We start from the raw sequence: 24,647 nt of genomic DNA, 5'->3' as shown, positions 1-24,647 counted from the left end.
CAGGGATTTTTGACCATCCCTGCCCTAATTTCTTTCTGATTTACTCTTAATCCCACGATGCAAAAGCATCTTCCAGCACTCCTGCGAGCTGCTCTGGGCGATTATATTTCACCTTGGCGTAAATATCCATGGTGATCTTGCTGCTTTCATGACCGGCAAGATACTGAACCGTCTTCGGATCAACCGAAGCATGAATCAGATTCGTAATGTAGGTGTGCCGCAGCTGATGCGGAGTCACCTCAAAGTCCAGACTGTAAACCACATTTCCATTGTGTGCTGCCTTTTGCCCCAGAACCGGCTTCACCGTATGCTTCACCCTCTTGCCATCTTCATAGCGGTAATAGCAGCGTTCCTTGGTGGTACGAGTTACGATATACTGCCATAATCTCTTGAACTGCGTATAGGACAACGGGTCTCCATCCCGGTTTGCAACCACAAAATCCGATGTCGATGTCTTCTTCGCCTCTTTCAGACATTCCAGAAGATTGTCCGGCAGAGGGACATTCCGATGCGCTGCCTTTGTTTTCAGCTCTGTCAGAATCACCGGACGATTATGCTCCGTATGCCAGGCTCTCCGAACGGTAAGGTACGGAGCCTCGCAATCAAGATACACCGAATCCCATTGAAGTCCGAGGATTTCTTCTCTCCGCAATCCTGCGTACAGCCCCAGCATCACGAACACATACGGCGGTAAGCCGTAAATGGCATCCAGCAGCTTATCCACCTGCTCATCCGTAAGCGGGAGGCGGTCCTTCTGGGGAATCCCGCCCACATTCTTCTTCAGATAGATGGTCGGATTCTCATCAATGATCTTACTCTCCATTGCTGCCGTGAAAATACACTTATATAGAACGTTCACTGATTTGTACACGGATGCCGACTTTTTCGATGCCGCCAACAGTGCCAGGCGAATGTCATCTGCTGTTACATCTCCCATATGAATATCGCCCAATGGCTTGATGATGTAGTTCTTCACTTTCGATGTATAGTCAATCAGCGTTGTCATCCTAATCTGTGCCGACTGCATCAGCAGCCATTTCTCGCAATACTCCTCCACTGTAGGTGTACTGCGGCGATACGTCTTGTTCTCAATCTGCTGGATCGCTTCCTGTTCCTTCTGGTACAGTTCCTCTCTCGTTCTTGCATATAAGGAAACCCGCCGTCCCTGCTGATCTGTTACACGGGTTCGATAATATTGCGTTCCCTTCATACTCACCGTACCATAATCGGGAAGCATCATTCTTCTTGCCGCCATATCATTACCTCCAATCCTGTTGATGCTTTCATTATTGCGGATTCATCTTCCATACTCAACGATGTCGATTTTCACCGCCGAAAGCTTCGAGGTTTGCGATATGTCGCAGCACGTTCCATCGGTTTTGCACGGTGCGTACATTTTGCAATGTACTCCTGAATCCCCACTTCCGTGAAATAAACGCAGCCGTTTTCCACATACTGAACATAGGAGATCAAACCGTCTGTTCTTGCAGCATCCAGTGTTTTTACGCTGATTCCCAGTATACTGGCTGCTTCTTTCCTTGTAATCAGTTTATCCATCGCCTTCTTCGCCATCCTTTCGGCATTTGCCCTGCCTTTTTTTCTCTGCTTGTTCCGGAATGTAATATCCAAGTTGAATCCTTACAGCTTCATCAATCCCACGCATCTGCCCCTTACTTACCCGCCCAAGATAGCGAATCACGCATATCTTGTCGCAGGTGTCGAGCTGTTCTGCCAATACCATAGACGGTTTTGCCAGTCCCTTTGCTTTACGGAGAAAGAAATGCGTTGGCTGTTTTCGCTTCTTCTCAATTTTCGATGTCAGCGGAGCAATCGTGATCGTCGGCGCATAATAATTGCCGACATCATTCTGAAGAACCACAACAGGACGAACACCGCCCTGCTTTGATCCGACCGGAACACCGAGATTGGCGAGATATAAATCACCTCGCCGATAAACCCAGTTTTCTTTCATATGCTGTTGTCTCCAATCTCCATACACTGATATGGATAAAGCCTGCCAGGTATCATGCTGATACAGCACCCGGCAGCGCTTTCTGAAAATATGGTTTCTCTGTACTTTTTCTTATCACCCCAGAGATGTAGGATTTCTCACAGGCGGCAGTGTGCTTCACTGCTCCATTGGAATTTAACCATCCCGCCTTCCTTATGGCCGGACCGCGAATTACGGAAGTATCATTGTCCCTGTCTGGCTTTAACACCGCCGCCGGTTGCAATCCGGCATTTGCTTCTGCGAAACCGCTATCGCCCCGATGGGCTTCATGGCGTGCAGTCGAAGGCTCGACCAAACAGGAATGTACCTGAAGAATGAGTATGCAGTTTTCAAGGGACATCCGGACTTTCGTCCTTACAAAGTAAGTTTAACAAGAATCCTCCGGTTTCGCGTTGGCCTCGTAGGCGCACTTTGGTTGTCCTTGCAGGACTACATACGGTTCGTTTTGATTTTTCAGTGTTCTATACAACCAGCTTAGGGCAAAAAAATACCCCGTTGGTTTCCCAACGAGGCATCAAAGATTATAATGTTTTAATTTGAAAACTATTATTCTCCACAAAATTAAATGCTTCAGGCGTTTTTGTCATCCACAAACGTGCATAATCCAGCTTATGACGCTCAAGCATGGAACGACAATCTTTTGTTTTCATCTTACAAAAGTCCGTCTTGAAATTTTTAACGCTTCCACTTTTGGTCAGTTCCATCGCAGTTCGCACATCTGTACACCGAACTAACTCATCCTCCAAATTCAGAACTTGTGGAAGAAAAATGATTCTCAGCTTTCCGCAATACCGGGTGAGAAGTTCCAAGTTCTTTTTTAGGTTTGATGTCTGTGGTACATCGGTATCAAATACCAAAACGACAGTCGTTCCCGCCTGAATAGACAGCATCTGTGACTTGGGAATCAAATTCTGCACCACATTGAAGACCTTTATCTTCCCTGGAATCAATCTTTCCGGTGCTTCTTTTAAGGCCGCGATCAGTTGTTGTTCACAGGGGCCCTCTACATAATAGATGCACTTATTGTTCATCTTCCCACCCCATTTCCAACTCGTCCAAAAGCGAATCCTGCGGAAGCGAGGCAAACACATCATTCTCAACCGCACAGCGTAAAGAGTCTGTATTTCGTTTCAGTACATCCGATGCAGAAACAGCAGAAACCTGATATATGCCTTCCTCCAGATGCTTACGCAAAAACACATAGCTATGCTTCGGCAGGTTCAAATCCAGCATATCTGTATTATGCGTTGTAAAAATCAACTGTTCATCGTCTCCGATACGATCCAGCATAATACCGAAAATCCGTTTTTCTATATCGCTCTGAATATAAGAAAAATGTTCATCACAATAATAGAAACTGCTTTCTTTTGTCGCCATTGCAGCAAGGAACATTGCGACATCTATTCCTTCTGCTGTACCACTGGACAGTATCTCCCGATTCAGCAGTTTACCTTCCTGTATGATGATTTCCGTTCCACCGCGCCGAATAATAAAGGTATCCTTTAAATCTCTTGATAAACTAACGTCCTGTAATGTAGGATCAAGCGTTCCGATAACAGCACGCAGCGTCTTCAATAAGATGCTTTTATTCGCACCTGTAAGTTTCAAAGATTTTTCTATTTCAGGATATGCAAAACGATATCGAACAGCACCTACCAGCTTCTTAAGTGCTGTAGTAGTTCTGGTCGCCTCTATCGTTTGATCTTTCAGTTTCTTTACACATTTTTCATACGAATCCATCGTATCAATGTCTGCGGTCTGATACTGAATGTCAATCTCCTGATTAGATGCATCAATCTGAGCTGACAACCGCTGCAGGCGATAATCACCATTCACAAAATCAATACTGAAGTATCCTTTATCGCCTGCAACCATCTCATACAGCGGTGTTGGATTTCCATCAGTCATATATCCAAAAATACAAAGCAAAGCCTTTCCAAGGCTGGTCTTTCCGGTAGCATTTGCACCCATAAGAATTACAGCCTTCTTATAGCGAAATCTCTCTCTTCCCTTCAGATGTTCCTGATCGATAATCGAATTGACAATCTTTTTGGGATAACTGAAATTGATATGAAAATCATTAAATCCATAGATTTCCTTTAACTCAAGGTCTAAAACAATCATGTCAGATCCTCCATTTCATTATTTCGCCTTGTGCGAACTAATGATATCATATTTAAAGGAGCATTTCAAGGACAATAGTCCACATATCCAAGCAATATTTACATTCATGCAGTATATTGTTCCTCATACTGTTAGTTCTAACTCCATTCTGCTGCCTCCTTAATTGATTGAAGCAGCCAGGCTTTTCTTCAAGCGCATATACGCTTCATATGCTGGCGTTGTTCCCTCAAGGAAGCCGCTCTGGTAAGCATCACTCTTTTTAATATCATTACGTTTCAATATATAGCTCAGATTTTCTGCTGTAATGCCATTACGGTTTCTAACGATACAAATTCCGTCATTTCGGTCATATTCGTCCAGCAGTTCCGGATAATGCGTAGTGAAAATAAGCGTTCCGCCATTTTTGTTCAGTCGGCTGTCCATAAAGAAGCGCACTAAGGTCGTTACAATTTCCTTGTTGAAATGATTCTCTATTTCATCTACCAGAAGATAACCACCTGAATGAAGAACTTCCTTTACCATCGAGAATGTAATAATACCCTTAATCGTACCAGAGGACAGATACTGCTCAAGGTCTGCCGCATTATTCAGGATAATCTCTTCTTCATCCTTAAACTTCAAGTGGATAAATGTTTTTCCCTCTGTCTGTTCAAAACACAATTTCTCAATGGTCGGATCGAGAAATGCAATTACCTCCAATGGAATATCTTCGGTAAATGGAAGCACATTCACATTCGTATAGGAAAGCAGGCTGAATATTTCCACTGTATCATTCGCTTTTTTATTATGTGCAATGACAAAGCTGACATCATCAGAAAGGTATGCTTCATCGCTATTGCGCTGCTCTACAGGCTTCATTCCTGTAAAATCTGTCAGATACTTTTTCGACTTAACGGTTGCAATCGGTTTTTCCCAAAGGCTTTCAGACAGAATCGAATACACATATTCCCCTGTTTTCGACTTCTTTGCCGCAATTACAGTTTCCAAGCAGCAGACGTAGCTACGCTTATCATAAAAATATGTGCGGATTGTAACATTCTTCGCTCCGCCAAGAATGCTTTTTGCCTCCACATGATTGATGGGCTCATTTTTCACAATATTTAAGGCCAAGCTAATGACCTTTAATACCGAGGTCTTGCCAGATGCGTTAATTCCAATGAAAGCACAGGCAGAGTGGAGATAGTAGTTATCCGTCAAACGGTAAAGACTATCTTTGTCCTCTTCGCAAACACGTTGCTGCGTATAAAAGCAAATATCCAAGTCTTTTTTGAATAATGGGAGTCCTTGTGCGGTGATGCGGAGTATTTTCATAGGTAGTCCTCCTCTAAAAACAGTTTTTTCGTTTTTATTTTCTTATAATCTTATTATACGCCGCAAATCAGAAAATATCAACGTATTTTCCGTTTTTATTTTCTGATTTACTTTTGACACTAAAAAGTATCCGTTCAATATGGCAAGCCCTGTGATTGCTGACCCGTTCCACCGCATGAAATACATGGAGCGTCATGGAAGCGGCCTACGCAAAATCGTCAGGGAAACCGAAAAGCCGCCTGGATATACAGCGGCATATAATCCGAAAATTTTCTCAACGGCAACAGATTTCAGAGTCATCTTGAAAAATGTAAATTACCAACTTAGTCAGAAAAACTTAGTCAATGACCAAGTTAGTGAGCAAGATAAATCGCCGGACATCCCACACAAAGTTTTGAATCTTTGTATCCACCTTATTGCCCACGGCAGTGAGGGTGCTCAAATCACTCATGCTCACTCTATCATGGGTACAGCCAATGATAAGTCCTATGACGCAACCCATGATAACTTAGAGGATGACACCCATCAAGGTATCCACCAAGATAGCCACCATGATTCTACGCCGTCAGCAGTTATATTGCGCCTAATGCTTTTTAGATTTTTTTCGCAATCGTAGACAGCTCCGAAATAATACTAAGAAGATCATTTTTGACTTCCTCTTTGCTTGGCTCGCTGCCCATCAGAAGATAATCCGTGCTGACATGGAGGATGCAGGACAGTTCAATCAGCAAGTCAATAGAGCAGCTGCGTTCACCGTTCTCCATGCGGCTGACATGCTGCTTGCTTGCCAGGCCCAGGCGAACCGCCAGTTCCTCCTGCGTAATGCCACGGGAAGTGCGAACATCGTGAAGTCTCTTACCAAACTCTTTTGCGTCAAAATACATACGTTTCTCCTTCCGCACAGCCGGTACAGAACCGGATCGACGGAAGGTCAAAAAAAGAGCCGCATGACGGTGAAGAAAAATCCTGTGCCGATAAAACAGAACATGGGTATCCCATAATTCTGTCTCATGCGGCATTCGGAAGACTTCGCCTGTCAGCGGCTCCACAGCACAGCTATGACTTATAAAATTGTGTTAATAGGGTTATTTATTGTCATCTCAACCATTCAAAGACGAATAGTAGAGCTGCAATCTCCGTAATCTTCTCATCTCCAAAACATTGAAGACGGTCTCGCGTCCGCAGGCCTTACATTTGGTCTGCACATGTCCTCTGGTATCCTCAAAGACGATGATTGAATTGTGTCGGCAATAAGGGCACCTGACAATCCTGGGCTTTTGCGAAGCAATCGCATCCTTTGCCCGGATGATTTTAATCTGCATTTCCGCAGATGGTTCCGATACTCTGATATTCCTGCTCATGGCCACACCTCCAATGGATCACGATATTCATAATCCTTTTTCCGGTTCAGATAGCCCAGTTGTTCCAATCGAATAGCTGCTGCTGATCTCGAAACACCAAAGACACCACAGAAGGTATCTATCTTCACTTGGTCACTGTCGTAAAAACGCCATCCATAACAGGTCAGAGGCTTTCTGCTGTTGATGAACCACATCGCCCGATCCACTTCTGACTGAGGCATCAGAATGGCAGCTCCCAGCGTATTGGCCTGCCATTCGTTCCAATCTTCCTGCGTTCTCAGAACGCGGGAACCTTTTTTCCTAACTTCCGGTCTCTTATGGCAGGCTATCTTTCGGTCATCGGCATCCAGCTGAAACAATATCTGGTGAGCGCACTCATGTGCCAGCGTAAACCTGCGTTTTCCGCAGAGTTTCCGTATATTCTCCGGTTCAATGAAGCTCTTGTCCAGAACCACATCATTGGTTTTCAGGAAGATGCTCCTCTGACTTCCATCGACTTCAATCTGATATTCTGTATCCACATACGCGGTCAGACCATAGATGCTTCCGTCCGAGGACAACTTTTGAAATGACACCTTCAGGTTCAGATAATCGGATGCAAACTGGTCAATGGGTGTCGGAAGTGCGAATCTTGCCGGAACATCTGCTTCGCTGCCGAAAAAGGACTTTTGAAAATCTCTTATCACTGCAACAGCGATTTCTTCTATGTTTTTCTGCGAAAGGATCATAGGCACGGCTCCTTTGCTTCAACGAACCATTTTTCATCTTCGTTGTACAGGAAACTCTCATGCCCACCGATCATGACCGTATAGCGGATTCCGCAGCCACCTACCTTCGTGGAAGCAGCCCGGCACTTATGTTTCAATCGGTCGATCTCATACACCCGTCCGTCAATCCACCGAATCAGACGCGGACGGATATTTCCCTCCGCATCCACATCCAAATTCACAGGTACATATACTTTTCTACATTTCTGTTCCGACATATTCTACGCTCCTCCTCTGTAAACCGGCGAATGTGTTGACTTCTTTTAGCAAAGAACTCACCAGATTCTACCGGTGCTGTATTAACCAATCATTCCTGTCGGCATGACCAAATCCACTTTTCGCTCTGTCGGCATCTTGCTTTTCTGAAAAAGTACCCCATTTTTAATCGCATCTTTCCCGAATCGGAATCGAATCTGCTCAATCGCTGCGTCCAGCCGTTCCTGGCGATCCAGTGATTTCACATCTGTGAATAGGTCGTATTGTATCGGACAATCCTCTTCAAACAGGTTGATTGCCCGAACCGTCATCGAACGAATCGGGTGTTCCCACTGATAATTCTTTGCAAACAAAGAAAATGCGGTTTTCGCCAGATAGGTAGGGCTTTGTGTCGGAATGCTAATTCGGCACTGCCACTCCTTCGTGAAAAGCTCATTGTTGCGGATGGAAATTGCAATTCCGCCTGCTTTCTTTTTATGCGTTCGCAGCTTGGTTCCGATCTCCTGCACCAGCTCCAGCATGACACACCAGACTTCGGCGTTATTCTCCAAATCCTGCATGGTCGTTATCCCGTGCCCAATGCTTTTTACCGGAGAGACATAATCGGAACGCATAACCGGTGAATCATCCAGCCCATTGGCATACTTCTTAATCGCCAGTCCATTCTTTCCAAGGCGGCACTTCAAGAAATCATCCAATGTTGCAGCAAGCTCTCCAATCGTATGAATTCCATAACCAGATAGAACTTTCTCGGTCGCTCTGCCGACTCCAAGCAAGTCAGCGGCAGGAAGACACCAAATCTTCTCCCGGAACGAATCTGCTTCAATACAGGTAATCGCATCCGGCTTTTTCATATCCGACCCAAGCTTGGCAAAAATCTTATTGAAGCTCACTCCTGCGGAAATCGTAAGACCCAGTTCAAACTTAACGGTTCTGCGAATCTCATCTGCAATTTCAAATCCGGTTCCCATGCAGCCGCTTCCGGTCACATCCAGCCAGCATTCGTCCATCCCATACGGCTCGATCTGATCGGTATAGCGACCGTATATTTCACGAGCCAGCTTTGAAAACTTTATATATTGCTCATAGTGCGGCTCCACGATCACAAGATCCTGGCACTTCTGCTTTGCTTGCCAGATTGCCTCTCCCGTGGAAACGCCAAACGCCTTTGCTGCGTAGTTCTTCGCAAGTACGATACCATGCCGTTCCTCCACAGAACCACACACTGCCACCGGCTTGTTCTTCAGTTCCGGATTCAGCATACACTCGACAGAGGCATAGAAATTATTCATATCACAGTGAAGGATCACTCTTTGCATCTCGTATTCCTCCTCTCCGTTCGCGAAAGCACGAACAACTTTTCACGAACGCATTGACACACAGCATTTCTTGTGATACTATAATTACACGAATTGTATTTCGTGTTTTCATCGTCATTATAGCAAGCACAGTTTTTCGTGTCAATAGGTTTTTATGAAAAAGTGTTCGTGTTCGTTATCAAAAAAGAAAGAGGTATTTCTATGGTCTTCAAAGAAAGGTTGAAAGAAAAAAGAGCAGAAGCCAATTTAACTCAGGTAGAACTTGCAGAGAAGGCCGGTGTAACCGCCCGCACAATTCAGAATTATGAGCTTGGCAGCCGCAAACCATCCAATATGGTTACGATCCAGAAGATTGCGGATGCGCTGAATACTACTACTGAGTACCTGCTGGGAAGCAGCGGCACCTATGTCGTAGAAGCTCATGAAAAAGGCGGCGCAAAAGCGGCGAAAGATATTGAAGAACTGGTCAGCGAAGTGACCGGTATGTTCGCTGGCGGCGAATTAAGCGAAGATGCCATCGAAGGAGCTTATAAAGCTCTGACCGATGCCTACTGGATTGCCAAAGAGAACAATAAAAAATACGCCCCGAAAACGAGGCGTAAAAAATCCGATCAGTGATATTTATCGTACACACTTTTCGCTATACTGTAAACTGGAGGTGGTATGATGAATGCGGAACAGCTTTCACGGGTCGGTGAGAAACTGGTAAAACGCTGCGGTTCCAGAGACCCTTTTGAAATTGCAAGGCAGCTTGGTATCAATGTCATGCTTTGCGAAAATTTCGGTTCCCTGAAGGGAATGTACCGGGTGATTAAGCGAAATCGCTTTATTTTCCTGAATAACAGTCTGGATGAAAATATGCTGCGCATCGTGTGCGCACATGAATTAGGGCATGATCAGCTTCACCGGAATATGGCGAAAACCACCCCGATTCATGAGTTCATGCTCTACGATATGAAATCCAAACCGGAATATGAAGCGAACATCGTAGCAGCAGAGATTCTGATGGACAGCGATGAAGTCCTTCGTTACATCTATGAGTATGGATACACAGCCGAGCAGATCGCCAGTGCGATGTCCACCGACATCAATCTGGTTGCGCTGAAGGTAGCGCACCTGGCTACACTTGGCTATAATCTGCACGCGCTGGAACACAAGAGCAACTTTTTGAAATAACGTACCTTTGAGGAGTCTGGACTGGCTCCTCTTTTTTGTTGCACAAATTGTGCAGGCGGTGCTTGCACAATTATCAACCTAACATCTGCATTCCATACAATCTCGATATTGTCCTCCTGTTGTTCTGCGTTATGCTTTCTCCGTGCATTTTCGTATTATTTATTCTGCCATCTGACTTCGCCCTTGGACAGAAGCGGATAACAGATCAGCTGATCTGAATCCAGATTTTCCGCATGCATGTCAACCGCTGTGATCTGATGATTATCATAAGTCGTATAATAGTAAATACCTTTTGCTGTATTACAACAGGACGTGTATATCGTGATCTCATATTTGCCTTCTGTCACCTCACAGCATCCACGCTGCTGATCTACGGATCCTAAGATATGGAAGAACTGACTTACACTCTCATCCTCTTCTTCACCGGAGATCGAATTTAATTTTGTAAAGGCAACTTTCACAAATCTTGACTGGCTGGAAAGATCTCCAGGTATTCCCATTCCACCCATTCCTCTGCTATATGCATCAAGCTGTAATACTCCTGCAAAAGTACTCTCCGGCTGTTTTCTGGATACTCCGGCATAATTATTCAGTGCAAACATCTGACTCGGGAATGGTGGATTATTGGTAAGCACTCCTACCGGATTATCATATACATGCAGCCCATCTTTCATAGACTCAACAACGATACAGGAGTCTTTGTCTGCAATGATCCAGTGAAGCTGTGCTGTCGGCAGCTGTTCACTGAATGCTGTACCTGTCAGTCTCATTGCTGCCAGCTTCTCTCTCGCCTCTGCTACAGTAGCACACTGTGTAAGGATCCATGGGATGAACTCGAACTGTGCCACCTGGCTGACTTCTGTTTCATCTTCCGGCAAAGCCTCTTCATATGCCGCATTGCCGACAAAATTAAGACCTGCCATTCCAAGGCCTTTTTCATTAACAGCATCATAATAAAGCGGATAACCTTCTGCAACAAATGCCATTCCGATCAAAGCATAATGGCTTTTTATCTTCCCGGCAAACCGGAAATCAAATTCGTAATTTCTTGGCGTTATCGTGATCTGTTCCCCATAGGAAAATTCATAATCAAGCGTTCTGCCCATATAAAAATCTTTTGTTTTGTAAGTTGCTGCTGTACACATATCGAACACCTCTTCTTTCTGCTATAATAATCCTGCAAACAATCGCATAAACAACTGTTCGAGCCGTAAATATGCACTCCGTCCTGTGCGGTACTTTTCGGTCACTTCCCTGCATTCATTCATGGTTGCTCCCAGATCATCTCTTATATCCAAAACTGTCTGACTATCCGCCATAAAACAACCATTTTCAAAGTGGTGATAAAGCAATGCCATTCAGTTAAGCATCATTTTAGTGGTTTTCTGTCATAGAAAGCCACTGTTTTTATACCTAAAAACTTTAAAAATATTACAAAAAACAGTTAACAAGTAAGCCAATCCGGAGTGATATCCATAAAATCAGATATTTCTTTTGCCATTTTTACAACACATTCATGAAAAGATCAACATCATGCTCTGTTTCGTAAGAAAGAACTCTTGCTCTAAACCTGCTGAGGGTTCTGTCACTAATTGGCTGCTCTTCAAAACTGGTTGTGTGCAGTGCATACTGATAGCGGATATCAAATGCCATAGCTTCAACGATCTCATCGTCAGTAACATTAAGAGCTTCTTTAAGAATCAGTGCCCCAACAATCACATTGACCGGAGTATTAGGTCTGGATGCTTTTTTACTGTAAAGAACAGAAAAAATATTTTCATCAATAGCAGGAAAAACTTTGTCTGCAAAAATTTTTGCCCATGATTTTTCTAACATTCGTTTTTCGCGTTCTGTAAGATTAAAAGTACTGTCTAAAACAGTAAGCTGTTGATTATCATTTTTAACAAAAGACATATAGATCACCTCATAAAATGCTACCTACATTTTACCAAAGAATCCAATGTTTTTACATATCGTGTTAAGTTTTCAAGGTACAAATTTATATCAAAGGCTATAAACCTTTTGACACCCTAATCTTTTATTTTATCTTCTCCGGAGCAGTTTTTTACACTGGCTTACAGGTGCATCCGATTCCCAGTCCATCCGGACCGATATGACAGGACAAACCGAAGGAAAGTTTATCACACATGACTTCCATTCCCGGGAAACTTTCTTTAATCTGGTTTACCCATTCTTCTGTCACTTCATCGGTACTGCTGGACGCCGCCATCAGGTACACTTTACCAGCAGCATATTCTTCTCGGAAATTCGTTTCCAGCTCATGCTTCATTGCATCGATCATAACTTTACGTGATTTCTTCATACCACGGCATTTCTGGTAGATATCAAGCTTTCCTGTGCTGAAATGCATAACAGGTTTGATATTCAGGACATCTGCTGCCAAAGCTGTCACAGAGCTGACTCTTCCTCCTTTTTTGAGATATTTCAGTGTGCTGAGCCCGATATAAATTGTCATTTTTTCTCTGGTTTCTTCAAGAATTTTCTTGATTTCGACTACACTGTATCCTTCTTTTGCCATTTCTACTGCATCAAGAACAGAACGATGCATCGGGGTTGCCACACGACCGTTATCTACGACAAACACCTTACCGGCAAATTCATCTTCATTTGCCATGGCTTCTGCTGTCATACAGGACCCGCTTAAAGCACTGCTAAGAGGAATATAAACAATCTCCTCATATTCTTTCAGCATCTCTTTCCACATATCCATAACTTCTGTTGGTGACGGCTGAGATGTAGATACATCTACGCCCTTTCGAAGCATATCATAAAATTCATCTCTGGAAAGATCTACTCCTTCACGATACACTTTCTCTCCGATATAAAAAGGCATCGGTAGTACCTTAATTCCGAGTCTCTGCGCTTCTTCACTCAAAATTCCACTGTGGCTGTCTGTCATGATTCCTATTTTCTTCATAATATCTTCTTCCTTCGTAATCTATTTTTATAACGTCTTAATAATCGGCATTACACTTCATTTATATTTGTATCAAATCATTATTTTTCATTCGGCACAATAAAGGATGACGCAATTTCCTCCTCCGCATACTCTTCCACATCCGTTCTCGTTACTCGTTTTATATGTTGTTTTTTTAGGCGCAGATATACGAACTCCCGGAATATAGTATAAAATACCGATACAAGTGGAATGAAAATCAGCATACCTATAATTCCCATAAGATTTCCGCCGATTGTAACTGCCGCCAGTACCCAAATTGATGGAAGTCCTACTGATCCGCCAACCACATGAGGATAGATCAGATTACCTTCTATCTGCTGCAAAAGCAGAAAAACTATAATAAATAAAACTGCCTGTTTTGGATTTACCATAAAGATCAGAAAACTTCCCACGGCACAGCCAATAAAGGCTCCAAAGATAGGAACCAATGCGGTAAACGCGATCAAAATTCCAATTAAAAGTGCATATGGCATTTTTAAAATACTTAGCGTGATAACAAACATCATTCCGAGAATTACTGCTTCCAGACACTGCCCTGCAAGAAAATTTGCAAATGTCCGATATGTCAGCGAACATATGTTAAGAATTGCATCTGCTTTTTGTTTTGGAATAAAAGCGAAAATCACTTTTCTTACCTGTAAATGTAATTTTTCCTTCTGAAAAAGAATATAGCATGCAAAGGAAAACGAAATAAAAAAGGTCGCTAATCCACTGGCAATGGAACCTACTGCTGACATCGTCGTATTCATCATATTTCCGACTCCGTTTCCAAGAAGACTTATTCCCCATTTAATTGCCTGATCAGGCTGAAACTGCAGCTGATCTACCAATTTCATAATATCCTGATTATCATGTGAAAATTCTCGAATCCAGTTTTGCATCTGTGGAATAAAATCTGAAATACTCGTCATCAGATTTCCCATGGTCTGTGTAAGCTGTGGAATCACACCAAACATTACCAATATAATGACACCTGCTACCAATATAATTGTAAGAAGCAGGCTTATCGGTCTCGCAGCTTTTTTTCCTATTTTATTATTTTCTTTTATCTTTCCGAGCATTTTCTTTTCTAGGAAACTCATTGGTACATTAATCACAAAGGCAATTGCACCACCAAGCGCAAAAGGAAACACAATTTTCCATATTGACTTCAGCACTTCAATCACCACATCGAATTTCCACAAAGCAACTACAAGAAATGCCGTAAACACAATCAGTTCTCGAATTTTTTTCATAGAACATCTACTTAAATCCACTATCTTTCCCCTCTTTTTCTTAGTTTCATACGTATACACTTAAGTAATTGAATAATCAGAAGGCTTGCAAAAGCATATAAATATACACATCCAAGCTGCATCAGATTCAACGTTTCCACTTTGAATAAGTTATGGAAACCAGGAACCGTCAGTACTGTTGTAATGAGTACTGCACCTAACACAAATGCTCCCTGAAGCCACTTGTTATGAAAGAGACCTTTTGTAAAAATGACCGGATGATCTGATTTGCAATTATATCCATGAAACAAACGTGCCAGACAAAGAGTTCCAAAAGCATACGTGCTTCCAAGCAATGTACCATTCTGGTTGTATCCTGTCAAAAAACTGATCATTGTCATTGCTCCAATTACCAAACCTTCCAGACCGATTTTGCTAAGAAAATCTTTTGTCAATATCGACTCATCTGCCAATCTCGGTTTTTCACTCATCACTTCACTTCTATCCGGCTCTAAGCCTAACGCAATTGCCGGAAGACTATCCGTCAAAAGATTAATGAAGAGTAAATGTACTGGTGCAAATGGCACCGGAAGTCCTGCAACCGATGAACAAAGAACGGTTAAAATTGCTCCGAAATTTCCTGACAAAAGAAACTGTATCGCATATAAAATTGCTTATACAGTCTCTTCCTTAAGAGTCCTGGTATTCTGGATAATATACAGAGCGACCGATATGACCATCATTATAGCGCACAAACCAATCAACAGATCTGATACCATCGGTGTAATGTGGAACCATATAATATGCACCGCTGCAGTTCCATATAATAAAAAGGTTACTATCTTTCCATGCCAGTCTGCACCATGTACTTTTCCTGTCTTTTGTATCACAAGACATCCACTGACTACCATATACAGCTCCTTACCTGCCATTATTACGATTAAAAGAAGCACATGCGGAAAACGAGTAAACAGACAGATTAACATCGCTGCCTGTGTCAGCTTATCAGCCACCGGATCAAGTATTTTTCCTAAATTACTAATCCTATGGAATCTTCTTGCGATATATCCATCAGCAAGATCCGTAAGACCAGACAGCAATAAGATTTCACCAGCTAACAGAGGATTTTTCTTTACACAATAACTCCATATAATTACCGGAATCAGACAAAGCCGAAAAAAGAAAGAAGATTAGGAACCGTAATAATTCTATTCAAATTTTCTTCCTTATTCACTTCACTCTGCATGTACGGTCACCTCACTTTCCTTTTTTTTAGGCATAAACCAATAAAATATAACACAAAATGCTAAAGCAAACACAACACCAAAAACATTTTGACTCACTCTAAGACTAACCGCTCCTTGTAGTCCATATGTCTCTGCAGCAATGGCTAAAGCACCAAATGTGTTAAATACTGCCTGCCAGCCATATTGTGCTGAAAATCCTACACCGATTCCACCAAGAATTCCTATATATGCATAGATTGACGAAGGAAGCAGAAAATATAATACTGTAAAACATATAACACCTGCAATATTTCCGACAATCCTTTTACGGACTCTGTAGTGCATATCTTCCATAGACGGCAAAATCACGGACATGGCCGCAATACCAGCCCACATTGCACGTGGCATATTACAAAGTTCTGCAATGCAAAGGACAATCGGTACGCATAAAATCTGACATATCTGCCATTTTGTTCTGGAAGAAGTGATATCAAATTCTTGTATCAGATCTTTCAGATTTCTTTTATAAGTTCTGTTTTTATGATTTCGATAAAATACGAAGCAGGTAAGTGCTGCACCTAAAGCCATTCCGACTAATCGCATCTGATAGCTTTTTCCCGTAACATCATAACCATATAGCAGCAGATACCCAAGAACCAATGTAGATTGATTAAACATGGATGGATTATGGCATCCGAACAGAATCAACACAGCCAGTGCCGCAATATTTAACAGCATTCCCAATACCGGTGAAAACTGATTTGCTAAATGCGGACATACAGTCATAATTACAAAGAACAAAGCCAAAAGCATCGTAGATTGTCCGGTGTGGATCCCCAGATCCGCATTCCTAAACACCATGAGACATAATAAGACTACTACACCTACAATGCTGTTCTCATTTCCAAATAGGATGCTGAAAATACTAACAAAGAAAAAACAAAATGCCATTGTAGCAGCTATCTTCACCAGATATACCCACATATGATATAGTTTTTCTTTTAGTGTTTCACTCTTTTTCAACAGGTTTTTAGAACCTGCCTGATTTAACTGCAACTCCTGATAAAATGTCATATAAATCCTCTCATCTTCTAATTTATCTTAAAACTAGATAATCTCATCTTTCTGCTTTGGCAGCTCTATAACAAATCTGCATCCACCATATTCACGGTTTTCTGCTTTGATTGTTCCTCCGGCACTATCTACAATCCGTTTTACAAGTGCAAGACCTAGGCCATTTCCTTCTGCTTTATGAGATCCATCTACCTGATAGAACTTGTCAAATATTCTGGATTTTACATCATCCTCTATTCCTGGTCCTTCATCTTCCAGAATGAACTTAACAGAATCCTGTTCTTGTTTCAGAAACATCGTAATTGTCCCCTTTGAAGGGCTGAACTTAATCGCATTATCTAAAAGATTTATCCAGATATGCATAAAAAGTCCTTCATTCGCAGTATATTTAACTTCCTCCAATTCTACCTGAAAACCAATTTCTTTTTCTGTCCATTTTGTTTCCAATGAAAGAACTGCCTGGCGGATCTGTTCATCCAGACGATATTCTGTTTTTTTCATTGGTATGTTCTGATTCTCTAACTTGGATAACAGCAAAATATTACCAACCAATCCGGAAAGTCTTTGGGTGTTAAATAAGATTTTTTCTACATATTCCTCTTGATCCGGAGACAGTTCTTCTCCCTGAAGCAGCATTGTATATCCTTCAATGGCATTAATCGGGGTCTTAAACTCATGAGAAACATCAGATACAAAATCCATCTGCAGCACCTCTGTTGCACGAAGTTCTTTTGTCATAACGTTAAAACTTTGATAAGATTCTCCAACTTCTGCTATACGGCTATTCGTTTCCAAATGCTGTTCAAAATCTCCCCGAGAAACTTCCTTCATTGCTTTACTAAGTCTTGTAATTGGTTCCAGTAACTTTGCATTAATAAAGGAAGTGATCAGCCCTGCAATCAATGTATTGAAAATCAAAAGCCAGCCAAGCACAGGTATGCTGCCCGGCAGATTAAAAAAATGATTCAAAAAAGCAAATAATAAAGCAGATATGACTGTTGAAAATACAAGTGCCAGCCAGATTGCACCAGTCAGACAGGATCGGATCCGCAATCCTTTTTCTTTCTTTTGTTCCATTATTTTTTCACCACCTTGTATCCAATTCCACGCATTGTTACGATTTCAAAATCAGGGTTATCTTTCAAACGCTCCCTGATTCTTCCTATATGTACCTCTATCGTATGTGGGTCCGCCTCCGTCTCGTATCCCCATACTTCATCCATCAACTGTTGTTTTGTAAATATTCTGCCTGGCGAAGCTGCAAGCTTATATAAAAGCAGGAATTCTTTTTTAGGCAAAACAAGACTTTCCTTATCAGTTGTAACCGTCATTGCATCATAATCAAACTCTGTTGAACCGATCACAATTTTGTGTTCATTCAGTATCTGTGCACGGCGAAGCAGTGCTCCGACTCTTAAAACCATTTCATTCACATTTACCGGTTTTACCATATAATCGTCACTTCCCGAAAGAAATCCCTGGCGCATATCATCAAAGGAACCTTTCGCAGTGATCATAAGTACAGGTATCTGATATCCTGCTGAACGGAGTTCCGACACCAGTTCATAACCATCCATAACCGGCATCATAATATCAGAAATGATCAGATCAATATATTCCTTAACCAATACGTCTAATGCCTGTGCTCCATCCGATGCACTTTTGACTTGATATCCATTCTTCTCAAGCACTTTTTGGAATAGCTGGCTTAATTCTTTATCATCTTCTACAATCAATATTTGAAACACGTTTTCCTTCCTCCTTATTAAAACAGATACCTTGCCCATCCAAGCAGATGCTGTACCAAAAATATTTTTCTCTGACGTTTCTTTGTTAATTCGATTGGCTCTACATGATATGGATCACGATAGGTTCCATCTTCCAATACCTGGCGGGACACTCTTTCATATTCCATCATGCCCTCTTCCAACTGTTTATTAATATCTTTACTGCGAATTACAAGCATCAGTTCCGTATCCAGATATGCACTTCTCATGTCCATATTAAAGGAACCGATTACAGACAGATCATCGTCAATCAGAATACTTTTTCCGTGGTATGAATAACCGCCTTCATATTCCCAGATATTAATTCCTGTACTTAAGATTCTATTTCTGTTTTTCGCATAATCGGCAGCTCCAAATGGATTTCCATTGTTGGCAACCGAATTGGTCATGATAGAAAAATCCGGAACTCTCTCCGCAATCTCTTTCCATGTATTAGACATCATATCATTGCAGATAATATATGGTGTATGAATTTTCACGCGCTCTTTTGCATTTTTCATTAGTTCTCCCAGTTGATACCAGACTACTGGTTCCTTGGGACCTGTGTGGATAGGATTTGACACTAATGCAATCTTTTCTGTCTCAAAAGTTTCGTCCGTGTAATCGGTATCGCAGATTCTTTCCTTATTCTCTTCAAAATATTTCTGATAGCCGTTCTGCAGCTCTAAAACTGCGTTCTTTACAGATTTTCTATTTGCCAGTTTTTTATTGTCATGAAAATAACCACTGTCTTCTTGTTCCCATATCGTTTCAAAATACTCTAACAACTGATTAACTGAATTTTCTTTCTCAGGTTCATCGCAAACCACTAACACATCTCTGTCATAGTTCTTATGTCCCAGAAAATCACCCAAGAAATAATTGTATGTATTTCTTCCACCAAGAATATATGTCTTACCATCTGCAATCAAATATTTATCATGCATTCTCCCCATCATCTTCCATGGTTTCAACGGATTGGCCTTATTATACAGTTTAATTTCAACATTCTCATGGGAAGATAATCCATAGAAATACGGATTTCCTTCCATATCAATCCAGCTCTCCATTCCATCTACTAACAGACGAATATGTACACCTCTGTCTGCCGCATCATGCAGTGCTCCTAAGATCAATTTTCCACTTTCATCGGATTGAAATGCAAAAGTAGAAAGAATAATTTCCTTTTTTGCATTCTTGATCAAACGCACTCTTTGTAAAAGCGCTTCTGGATTCTTTTCTATGATTACTGCCCGTTCTGTATTTTCACTGCATTCGTTCCATGACCCATTTTTTGTTTCTTTTTTGGTTGTATTGGACACTTCCGGCTGCTTTTTATATGCAACGCAGATTCCGAGCAATTCATAAAAAGCCACACATAAAAAAATTGACAGTATAGCAAAAACAATTTTAAATATCTTACGTTTTCCCATCGCACATCACCTGACTTTTTTCATCTTATGTCTATACAATACAAAGTCAGCCTCAATTCAACCTCAACAAGGTTTGTTTTTTCATCCATGCAAAATCTTCTTTGTACAACAGACTGTTAGATATAGCAAAAACGGCCTTTCAAAAACAGTTAACTTCTAAATCAACTGTTTTTTGAAAGGTCGTTTCATCAGATTCTTATAGCAATCCAGCAAATAATCTCATAAATAATTGTCCCAGTCGCAAATATGCACTTCGTCCGGTTTGATATTGGTCTGTCACATCACGACATTCTCCCATCGTTCTTATCAGATCATTTTTTATTTCCACAACTGCCTGACAATCTGCCATAAAACAGCCGTTTTCAAAATGGTGATATAAACTTCGATAATCCAAATTAATTGTTCCACAAGTTGCCATACAGTCATCTGCCACACTCATTTTTGCATGACAGAAACCAGGAGTCCACTCATAAACACGAACACCATGTTTAACTAATCCATGATAAAAAGAACGAGTTACATTATAAATGAATTTTTTATCAGGGATACCAGGTGTGATAATTCTTACGTCTACCCCTCGCTTAGCAGCCAGACATAACGCATGCGTCATTTCATCTGTTATGATTAGATATGGAGTCATAAACCAACAATATTTTTCAGCTTTATTTATCATACTGATATAAACTTCTTCTCCGACCTGCTCATTATCCATAGGACTGTCTGCATAAGGCTGAACAAAACCTGTTTGCTGTGCTTTATAATCGTAATGAATAATGTATTTACTAAAATCAGTATCATTCGTAGCTTTTTCACTAACAGCATTCCACATTTCTAAAAATGTCACTGTAAGCGACTGAACAGCATCTCCTTCTAAACGAATACCTGTATCTTTCCACTGTCCATACGGGTGTGTGTAATTAAAATATTCGTTTGCTAGATTATATCCACCTGTAAATCCGACTTTTCCATCAATAACTGTTATTTTTCTATGATCACGATTGTTCAAAAACAGATTTAAACCTGGCATAAACGGATTGAATACACGGCAATGAATTCCTATTGCCTCCATTTTTTTCACAAAATCTGTGTTAATAAAGCCTATAGAACCCATATCATCGTAGAATACTCTAACTTCCACACCTGCTTTTACTCGCTCTTCCAGAACATCTTGAATCTTATGCCATGCTTCAGCGTCTTCTATCGCATGATATTCCATAAAGATAAACTTTTGTGCTTTCTCCAAATCCTTAAGCTGTGCCTCTAATCCTTTCACTGCTTCATCAAAATACACAATATCCGTATTCTGATAGATTGGATACTGCGAATTTCTTTGTATATAACTTGCAATATTTCCTGCCTTCGGAATCGTTTCGTTTATTCTGTTTAAGCACTCCTGATTATCGGAAAGCATTGGTAACAATTTGCTATCAATTTCTGCATATCGCTCACGCATTTTATGTGTGCCGCCATTCAAACCAATCAACAAATACAGGCCTACACCCATAATTGGGAAAATTAGAATTAAGATGACCCAAGGCATTTTCATAGAGGATGTCTTATCTGATGCATACAATCCCAAAACTAAAATTCCACTTAAAATCCTTGTAAATAGATTTATGATTTCTGCATATTCATTTAAGCGTGTTACAATAGTAATAATAAAAACTACTTCTAGAAGAATGCAGACTATGGAAAAACACAGCCGTTTTACCCCATTTTTTGTTTTTGCTTTGCCCTCTAAAGTATCTTGTTTCATATATATTCCGCCTTCCTACTTGCTCAGTTTTCTCCCTAAATTTCGTGGAACATACCAATTTTGTCTTTTATTCTCTGCATTTCATTATCTGCTTCAATGATAGCTTTTGCAGAATGAAGTAATTCTTCACTTATCTCATCATAGCCAGGCATTTCTTCAATTCCTTTTTTATAGCGAAGTTGATGTTCCAATGTTGCCCAGAAATCCATACCATTGGTTCGAATCTGTAATTCTACACGCATAGGTGTTTTACCCTTAGCAAAAAATACTGGTATTTCAACAATCATATGATAGCTTCGATAACCATTCGATTTTGGATTTTTTATATAATCTTTTATTTCAATAACTTTAATATCATCCTGTTTGGTAATCAAATCTGATATCATATAAATATCGTCAATAAACGCACAAACTATTCGAACGCCTGCTACATCATTGAGATATGTCTGTATATTTTCTGTTGTAAATTCATATCCCATCTTCTGCAGTTTATTGTAAATACTATTGGGCTTCTTAATTCTTGTTTTTATAAAAGAAATAGGATTTCGATTGTTCTCAACTGAAAATTCATCATCCAAAACCTCAAGCTTAGTTTGTATCTCCCGAATAGCACAACGATACATCATCATTAAATTATAAAATTTTGTAGCATTATTTAAAAACTGTAGTGATTCCGGACTGTCCATCCTGAGTTTTTTTACTTCATCTTTTGTCATGGAACTTTCCTTTCTACCTCATCCCTGATTTCAAAACATTCTTTCATTCAGAGACCTGTTACTCTACCCCCAACGCCTTAAACACCGCATCTTCCGCACTGCTGTAGAAAATCAGATTAAAACTCCCCACCAGCTCCGGCGGCACAGTGCCAAGGTCTGCTGCACTGGTAATCGGAAGCAGCACTTTCTTTGCTCCGCTATCGAGGCACACCTGCAAACTATTGGCAAGCTCGTCCACTTTCAGAATCGTGCCGCTGATGCTGATTTCTCCCAGCACGGCAAGTGTACTGACTGTAGGCCGTCCAAGAGCGATGCTGCATAGTGCAATCAATGTAGGCAATGCCAGCTTTCCAGTCATGCCAATGCCCTGCAAATCCTGATAGTTGATGATGTAATCCCGCATCGTGGTGCTGATGCTGCCACTGATTCGATTTCCGTTTGCTTTCAGGAAATTGAACGCCGTATTCGTGGATTCCTTGCAGTCACGGTCGCTGCCAAGGCCAGTACGTTCAAATTTTCCGTTGCCGGGCAGCATCTGGCTTTCGAGGCGGAATACACCGATCATACCGGACTTACCCTGACTTACGGTATATACCTGTCCAGGATTGCAGATACCATCAGGAATGAGTTTGCCGCCGCCCTGCTCTGGCACGGAAACAAATTTTTCTTCAAAGGTATCAAGGTCGATATAGCTGAAGTTCACATCATAGAACTCCATTCCACCCAGCTTTTTCAGCTGCTCCTTGACGCGACGGCGCATTTCCAGCGCAAATACAAGAATTTCTTCAATCTGTTCCTTCGTGAATTCTCCATCCGGATACAGCAATTTCACATAGCCGCCTACGATCTTGCGGACAGCAATCGTATCGCGCTGGTTCAGGTTCTTTCCAAGGCGGAAATACTTATCCAACGCATCACCATACTGTTCTTTCCGCAGTTCTCGGATAAACTCTGCCAAGTAATCCGTGATAAAGCCGTAATCATTGGTAAAATGCTCCGGACGGAACTTCGGAATCTCCCAGCCTGGAATGTAGCAATGCAGACGGTCAAGAAAGGCGGTGTCCGTTCCCATCTCCGGCGGGAACGGGTCAAACAGAGAGGAAGTCTTAAGCAACACATCCACGCTCTGATTGATGTTTCCTACAAAGACCATAGAAGCCGATGCTGCCTTTTCCTCTTTGCCGCGGGCAAAGGAGCCGGAAGCCATATAGTCTTTCATAATCTGAATGCCGTCTTTGTCCTTAAACTTGATTCCGGCAACCTCATCAAAGGCAACGCAGTCCCATAAGCCTACCAAACCTACGGTTTTGCGCCCCATATTGTAAAACAGATTTGCAACGGTCGTCTGACCACCGGATACCAGGATACTGTTCGGACTGATTTCTTTATAGATATGGGACTTGCCTGTGCTGCGCGGCCCCAACTCACAGAGATTGAAGTTGTTCTCCACCAGCGGTAACATACGCGCAAGCAGCAGCCACTTTTCCCGATTGTTCAGCTGTTCCGGCTCATATCCGCAGGAACGCAGCATAACATCCATCCACTCTTCCTGTGTGAATGCCTTGCGTCCCTCTCGAACTTCTTCAATGTCGATATGGGGCATCTGAATCGGAGTCAGCTTATGGATGCTGATGGGAGAGATATCCTTCTGCTTTTTCTGTTTAGAGGAAATCGGCTGTCCATCTATATCCGTGATTCCAAAGCTGCTGTCTCCCTCAGACTCATATTCCAGCTGCACGATGCACCAGATACCGCCGCAAAGCAGCCGGTCATATTTTTCCGGATAATCATCCGTAATCGGCACATTGGTGAGACCAAGGTTAGAGAACTCTGCAAAAAAGCAATCCTTTTTGATGTCCAGATGTACTGTTACCATATCAATAATGGTATGACTCCCGTTCTTGCGTAGCTGGGAGAGAATTTTCTGAGCCTCATCCGGGCGGACAAAATTGTCTGCCAGAATGCGTTTCACATTCTGAACGCCCTGCTCAATGATTGTCTCATCGTCTGAACTACAATACTGACCCAGCAGGAACTCCAGCACATAGACCGGAACATTCGCTCCTTCTTTTATTTTCTTTGTCAGGTCTTTGCGGACGATCCGACCGTCAAAGTTGCTGCGCAGCTTCCGGCGCAGTTCTTCACGGGTATCGTCTGCCGCCATATCCATCATTTCCATACGGAATTCCTGCCTCCT

At 41.7% G+C, this 24,647-nt stretch carries 24 protein-coding genes and 4 pseudogenes; 3 read left to right on the top strand and 25 right to left on the bottom strand.

Features of this window, described 5'->3' with window-relative positions:
• Nucleotides 1–46: 46 nt before the first annotated feature.
• From LIZ87_RS14775 to LIZ87_RS14750, 6 genes are all read right to left on the bottom strand, one after another.
• Nucleotides 47–1,255, bottom strand: coding sequence for a tyrosine-type recombinase/integrase (locus tag LIZ87_RS14775; protein ID WP_227148128.1), 1,209 nt, complete (start codon nt 1,253–1,255; stop codon nt 47–49).
• 71 nt (nt 1,256–1,326) lie between these two features.
• On the bottom strand, nt 1,327–1,557 hold the full coding sequence (locus LIZ87_RS14770; RefSeq protein ID WP_002576363.1) for a hypothetical protein: 231 nt from the start codon (nt 1,555–1,557) through the stop codon (nt 1,327–1,329).
• The gene (locus tag LIZ87_RS14765) at nt 1,550–1,972 is read right to left on the bottom strand and encodes a type II toxin-antitoxin system PemK/MazF family toxin (RefSeq protein WP_002576364.1); all 423 of its coding nucleotides are present in this window, start codon (nt 1,970–1,972) and stop codon (nt 1,550–1,552) included. Before LIZ87_RS14765 ends, LIZ87_RS14770 begins: the two co-directional genes overlap by 8 nt.
• Nucleotides 1,973–2,532: 560 nt before the next feature.
• Nucleotides 2,533–3,042 carry a hypothetical protein gene (locus tag LIZ87_RS14760; RefSeq protein WP_227148126.1) on the bottom strand — a complete coding sequence of 170 codons (510 nt, stop codon included), beginning with the start codon at nt 3,040–3,042 and terminating at the stop codon, nt 2,533–2,535.
• On the bottom strand, nt 3,032–4,135 hold the full coding sequence (locus LIZ87_RS14755; RefSeq protein WP_227148124.1) for a DNA repair protein Rad50: 1,104 nt from the start codon (nt 4,133–4,135) through the stop codon (nt 3,032–3,034). Before LIZ87_RS14755 ends, LIZ87_RS14760 begins: the two co-directional genes overlap by 11 nt.
• A gap of 159 nt (nt 4,136–4,294) precedes the next feature.
• Nucleotides 4,295–5,446, bottom strand: coding sequence for an AAA family ATPase (locus tag LIZ87_RS14750; RefSeq protein ID WP_008396556.1), 1,152 nt, complete (start codon nt 5,444–5,446; stop codon nt 4,295–4,297).
• 145 nt (nt 5,447–5,591) lie between these two features.
• Between LIZ87_RS14750 and LIZ87_RS22920 the strand changes: the two are divergent.
• A pseudogene (locus LIZ87_RS22920) lies at nt 5,592–5,774 on the top strand (ATP-binding protein); the annotation flags it as partial.
• A 265-nt stretch (nt 5,775–6,039) separates the two neighbouring features.
• Here the strand turns inward: LIZ87_RS22920 and LIZ87_RS14740 are convergent.
• The 5 genes from LIZ87_RS14740 to LIZ87_RS14720 all read right to left on the bottom strand — a co-directional run bounded on the left by LIZ87_RS14740 (nt 6,040) and on the right by LIZ87_RS14720 (nt 9,109).
• On the bottom strand, nt 6,040–6,330 hold the full coding sequence (locus tag LIZ87_RS14740; RefSeq protein WP_002576367.1) for a helix-turn-helix domain-containing protein: 291 nt from the start codon (nt 6,328–6,330) through the stop codon (nt 6,040–6,042).
• Nucleotides 6,331–6,546: 216 nt separating this feature from the next.
• A complete protein-coding gene (locus tag LIZ87_RS14735; protein WP_008396552.1) occupies nt 6,547–6,807 on the bottom strand; it encodes a hypothetical protein in 261 nt (86 codons plus the stop codon).
• The gene (locus tag LIZ87_RS14730; RefSeq protein ID WP_227148120.1) at nt 6,804–7,535 is read right to left on the bottom strand and encodes an ImmA/IrrE family metallo-endopeptidase; all 732 of its coding nucleotides are present in this window, start codon (nt 7,533–7,535) and stop codon (nt 6,804–6,806) included. The genes LIZ87_RS14735 and LIZ87_RS14730 overlap by 4 nt, the downstream gene beginning before the upstream one ends.
• Nucleotides 7,532–7,792: a hypothetical protein gene (locus tag LIZ87_RS14725; protein ID WP_013274265.1), complete on the bottom strand. Its 261-nt coding sequence runs from the start codon at nt 7,790–7,792 to the stop codon at nt 7,532–7,534. Before LIZ87_RS14725 ends, LIZ87_RS14730 begins: the two co-directional genes overlap by 4 nt.
• 81 nt (nt 7,793–7,873) lie before the next feature.
• Nucleotides 7,874–9,109 (bottom strand): DNA polymerase Y family protein, encoded by a 1,236-nt coding sequence (locus LIZ87_RS14720; protein ID WP_227148118.1) that lies wholly within the window; start codon nt 9,107–9,109, stop codon nt 7,874–7,876.
• 138 nt (nt 9,110–9,247) lie between these two features.
• Here LIZ87_RS14720 and LIZ87_RS14715 point away from each other — a divergent pair, with 138 nt between their 5' ends.
• Complete coding sequence (locus tag LIZ87_RS14715; RefSeq protein WP_227148115.1) at nt 9,248–9,727, top strand: helix-turn-helix domain-containing protein; 480 nt, start codon at nt 9,248–9,250, stop codon at nt 9,725–9,727.
• A gap of 45 nt (nt 9,728–9,772) precedes the next feature.
• The gene (locus LIZ87_RS14710; RefSeq protein WP_008396542.1) at nt 9,773–10,285 is read left to right on the top strand and encodes an ImmA/IrrE family metallo-endopeptidase; all 513 of its coding nucleotides are present in this window, start codon (nt 9,773–9,775) and stop codon (nt 10,283–10,285) included.
• Nucleotides 10,286–10,440: 155 nt separating this feature from the next.
• On the opposite strand, the gene bsh is transcribed toward LIZ87_RS14710, so the two are convergent.
• From bsh to brxL, 14 genes and pseudogenes are all read right to left on the bottom strand, one after another.
• On the bottom strand, nt 10,441–11,430 hold the full coding sequence (gene bsh, locus LIZ87_RS14705) for a choloylglycine hydrolase (protein ID WP_008396540.1): 990 nt from the start codon (nt 11,428–11,430) through the stop codon (nt 10,441–10,443).
• 21 nt (nt 11,431–11,451) lie between these two features.
• A pseudogene (locus LIZ87_RS22600) lies at nt 11,452–11,634 on the bottom strand (hypothetical protein); the annotation flags it as partial.
• Between the two features lie 154 nt (nt 11,635–11,788).
• Nucleotides 11,789–12,199, bottom strand: coding sequence for a transposase (locus LIZ87_RS14700; protein WP_101870663.1), 411 nt, complete (start codon nt 12,197–12,199; stop codon nt 11,789–11,791).
• A gap of 151 nt (nt 12,200–12,350) precedes the next feature.
• Nucleotides 12,351–13,223 carry a DegV family protein gene (locus tag LIZ87_RS14695; RefSeq protein ID WP_008396538.1) on the bottom strand — a complete coding sequence of 291 codons (873 nt, stop codon included), beginning with the start codon at nt 13,221–13,223 and terminating at the stop codon, nt 12,351–12,353.
• Nucleotides 13,224–13,303: 80 nt separating this feature from the next.
• Nucleotides 13,304–14,521 carry an AI-2E family transporter gene (locus tag LIZ87_RS14690; RefSeq protein WP_242651533.1) on the bottom strand — a complete coding sequence of 406 codons (1,218 nt, stop codon included), beginning with the start codon at nt 14,519–14,521 and terminating at the stop codon, nt 13,304–13,306.
• Nucleotides 14,521–15,141: pseudogene (locus tag LIZ87_RS14685) on the bottom strand (cation transporting ATPase C-terminal domain-containing protein); the annotation flags it as partial. The gene LIZ87_RS14690 and the pseudogene LIZ87_RS14685, both read right to left, overlap by 1 nt.
• A gap of 12 nt (nt 15,142–15,153) precedes the next feature.
• A pseudogene (locus tag LIZ87_RS14680) lies at nt 15,154–15,725 on the bottom strand (CDP-alcohol phosphatidyltransferase family protein).
• Complete coding sequence (locus tag LIZ87_RS14675) at nt 15,715–16,779, bottom strand: FUSC family protein (RefSeq protein ID WP_005946426.1); 1,065 nt, start codon at nt 16,777–16,779, stop codon at nt 15,715–15,717. The pseudogene LIZ87_RS14680 and the gene LIZ87_RS14675 overlap by 11 nt, the downstream one beginning before the upstream one ends.
• Before the next feature lie 33 nt (nt 16,780–16,812).
• Nucleotides 16,813–17,856, bottom strand: a complete 1,044-nt coding sequence (locus LIZ87_RS14670) for a HAMP domain-containing sensor histidine kinase (protein ID WP_005929825.1) — start codon at nt 17,854–17,856, stop codon at nt 16,813–16,815.
• Nucleotides 17,856–18,566: a response regulator transcription factor gene (locus LIZ87_RS14665; RefSeq protein ID WP_117526385.1), complete on the bottom strand. Its 711-nt coding sequence runs from the start codon at nt 18,564–18,566 to the stop codon at nt 17,856–17,858. Before LIZ87_RS14665 ends, LIZ87_RS14670 begins: the two co-directional genes overlap by 1 nt.
• Complete coding sequence (locus tag LIZ87_RS14660) at nt 18,545–19,978, bottom strand: phospholipase D family protein (protein ID WP_227148113.1); 1,434 nt, start codon at nt 19,976–19,978, stop codon at nt 18,545–18,547. The genes LIZ87_RS14665 and LIZ87_RS14660 overlap by 22 nt, the downstream gene beginning before the upstream one ends.
• A gap of 196 nt (nt 19,979–20,174) precedes the next feature.
• Entirely contained in the window at nt 20,175–21,734 is a 1,560-nt protein-coding gene (gene cls, locus LIZ87_RS14655) for a cardiolipin synthase (protein WP_008396523.1), read from the bottom strand.
• Nucleotides 21,735–21,769: 35 nt separating this feature from the next.
• Entirely contained in the window at nt 21,770–22,450 is a 681-nt protein-coding gene (locus LIZ87_RS14650) for a GTP pyrophosphokinase (protein WP_227148111.1), read from the bottom strand.
• Between the two features lie 58 nt (nt 22,451–22,508).
• Nucleotides 22,509–24,629 carry a protease Lon-related BREX system protein BrxL gene (gene brxL / locus LIZ87_RS14645; protein ID WP_101871397.1) on the bottom strand — a complete coding sequence of 707 codons (2,121 nt, stop codon included), beginning with the start codon at nt 24,627–24,629 and terminating at the stop codon, nt 22,509–22,511.
• Nucleotides 24,630–24,647: the final 18 nt, after the last annotated feature.

Source organism: Lacrimispora sp. 210928-DFI.3.58, assembly GCF_020554865.1.
Classification (GTDB): Bacteria; Bacillota; Clostridia; order Lachnospirales; family Lachnospiraceae; genus Enterocloster.
The sequence above is the reverse complement of the archived record's forward strand: the minus strand, read 5'-3'. Positions and strand labels throughout refer to the sequence as shown.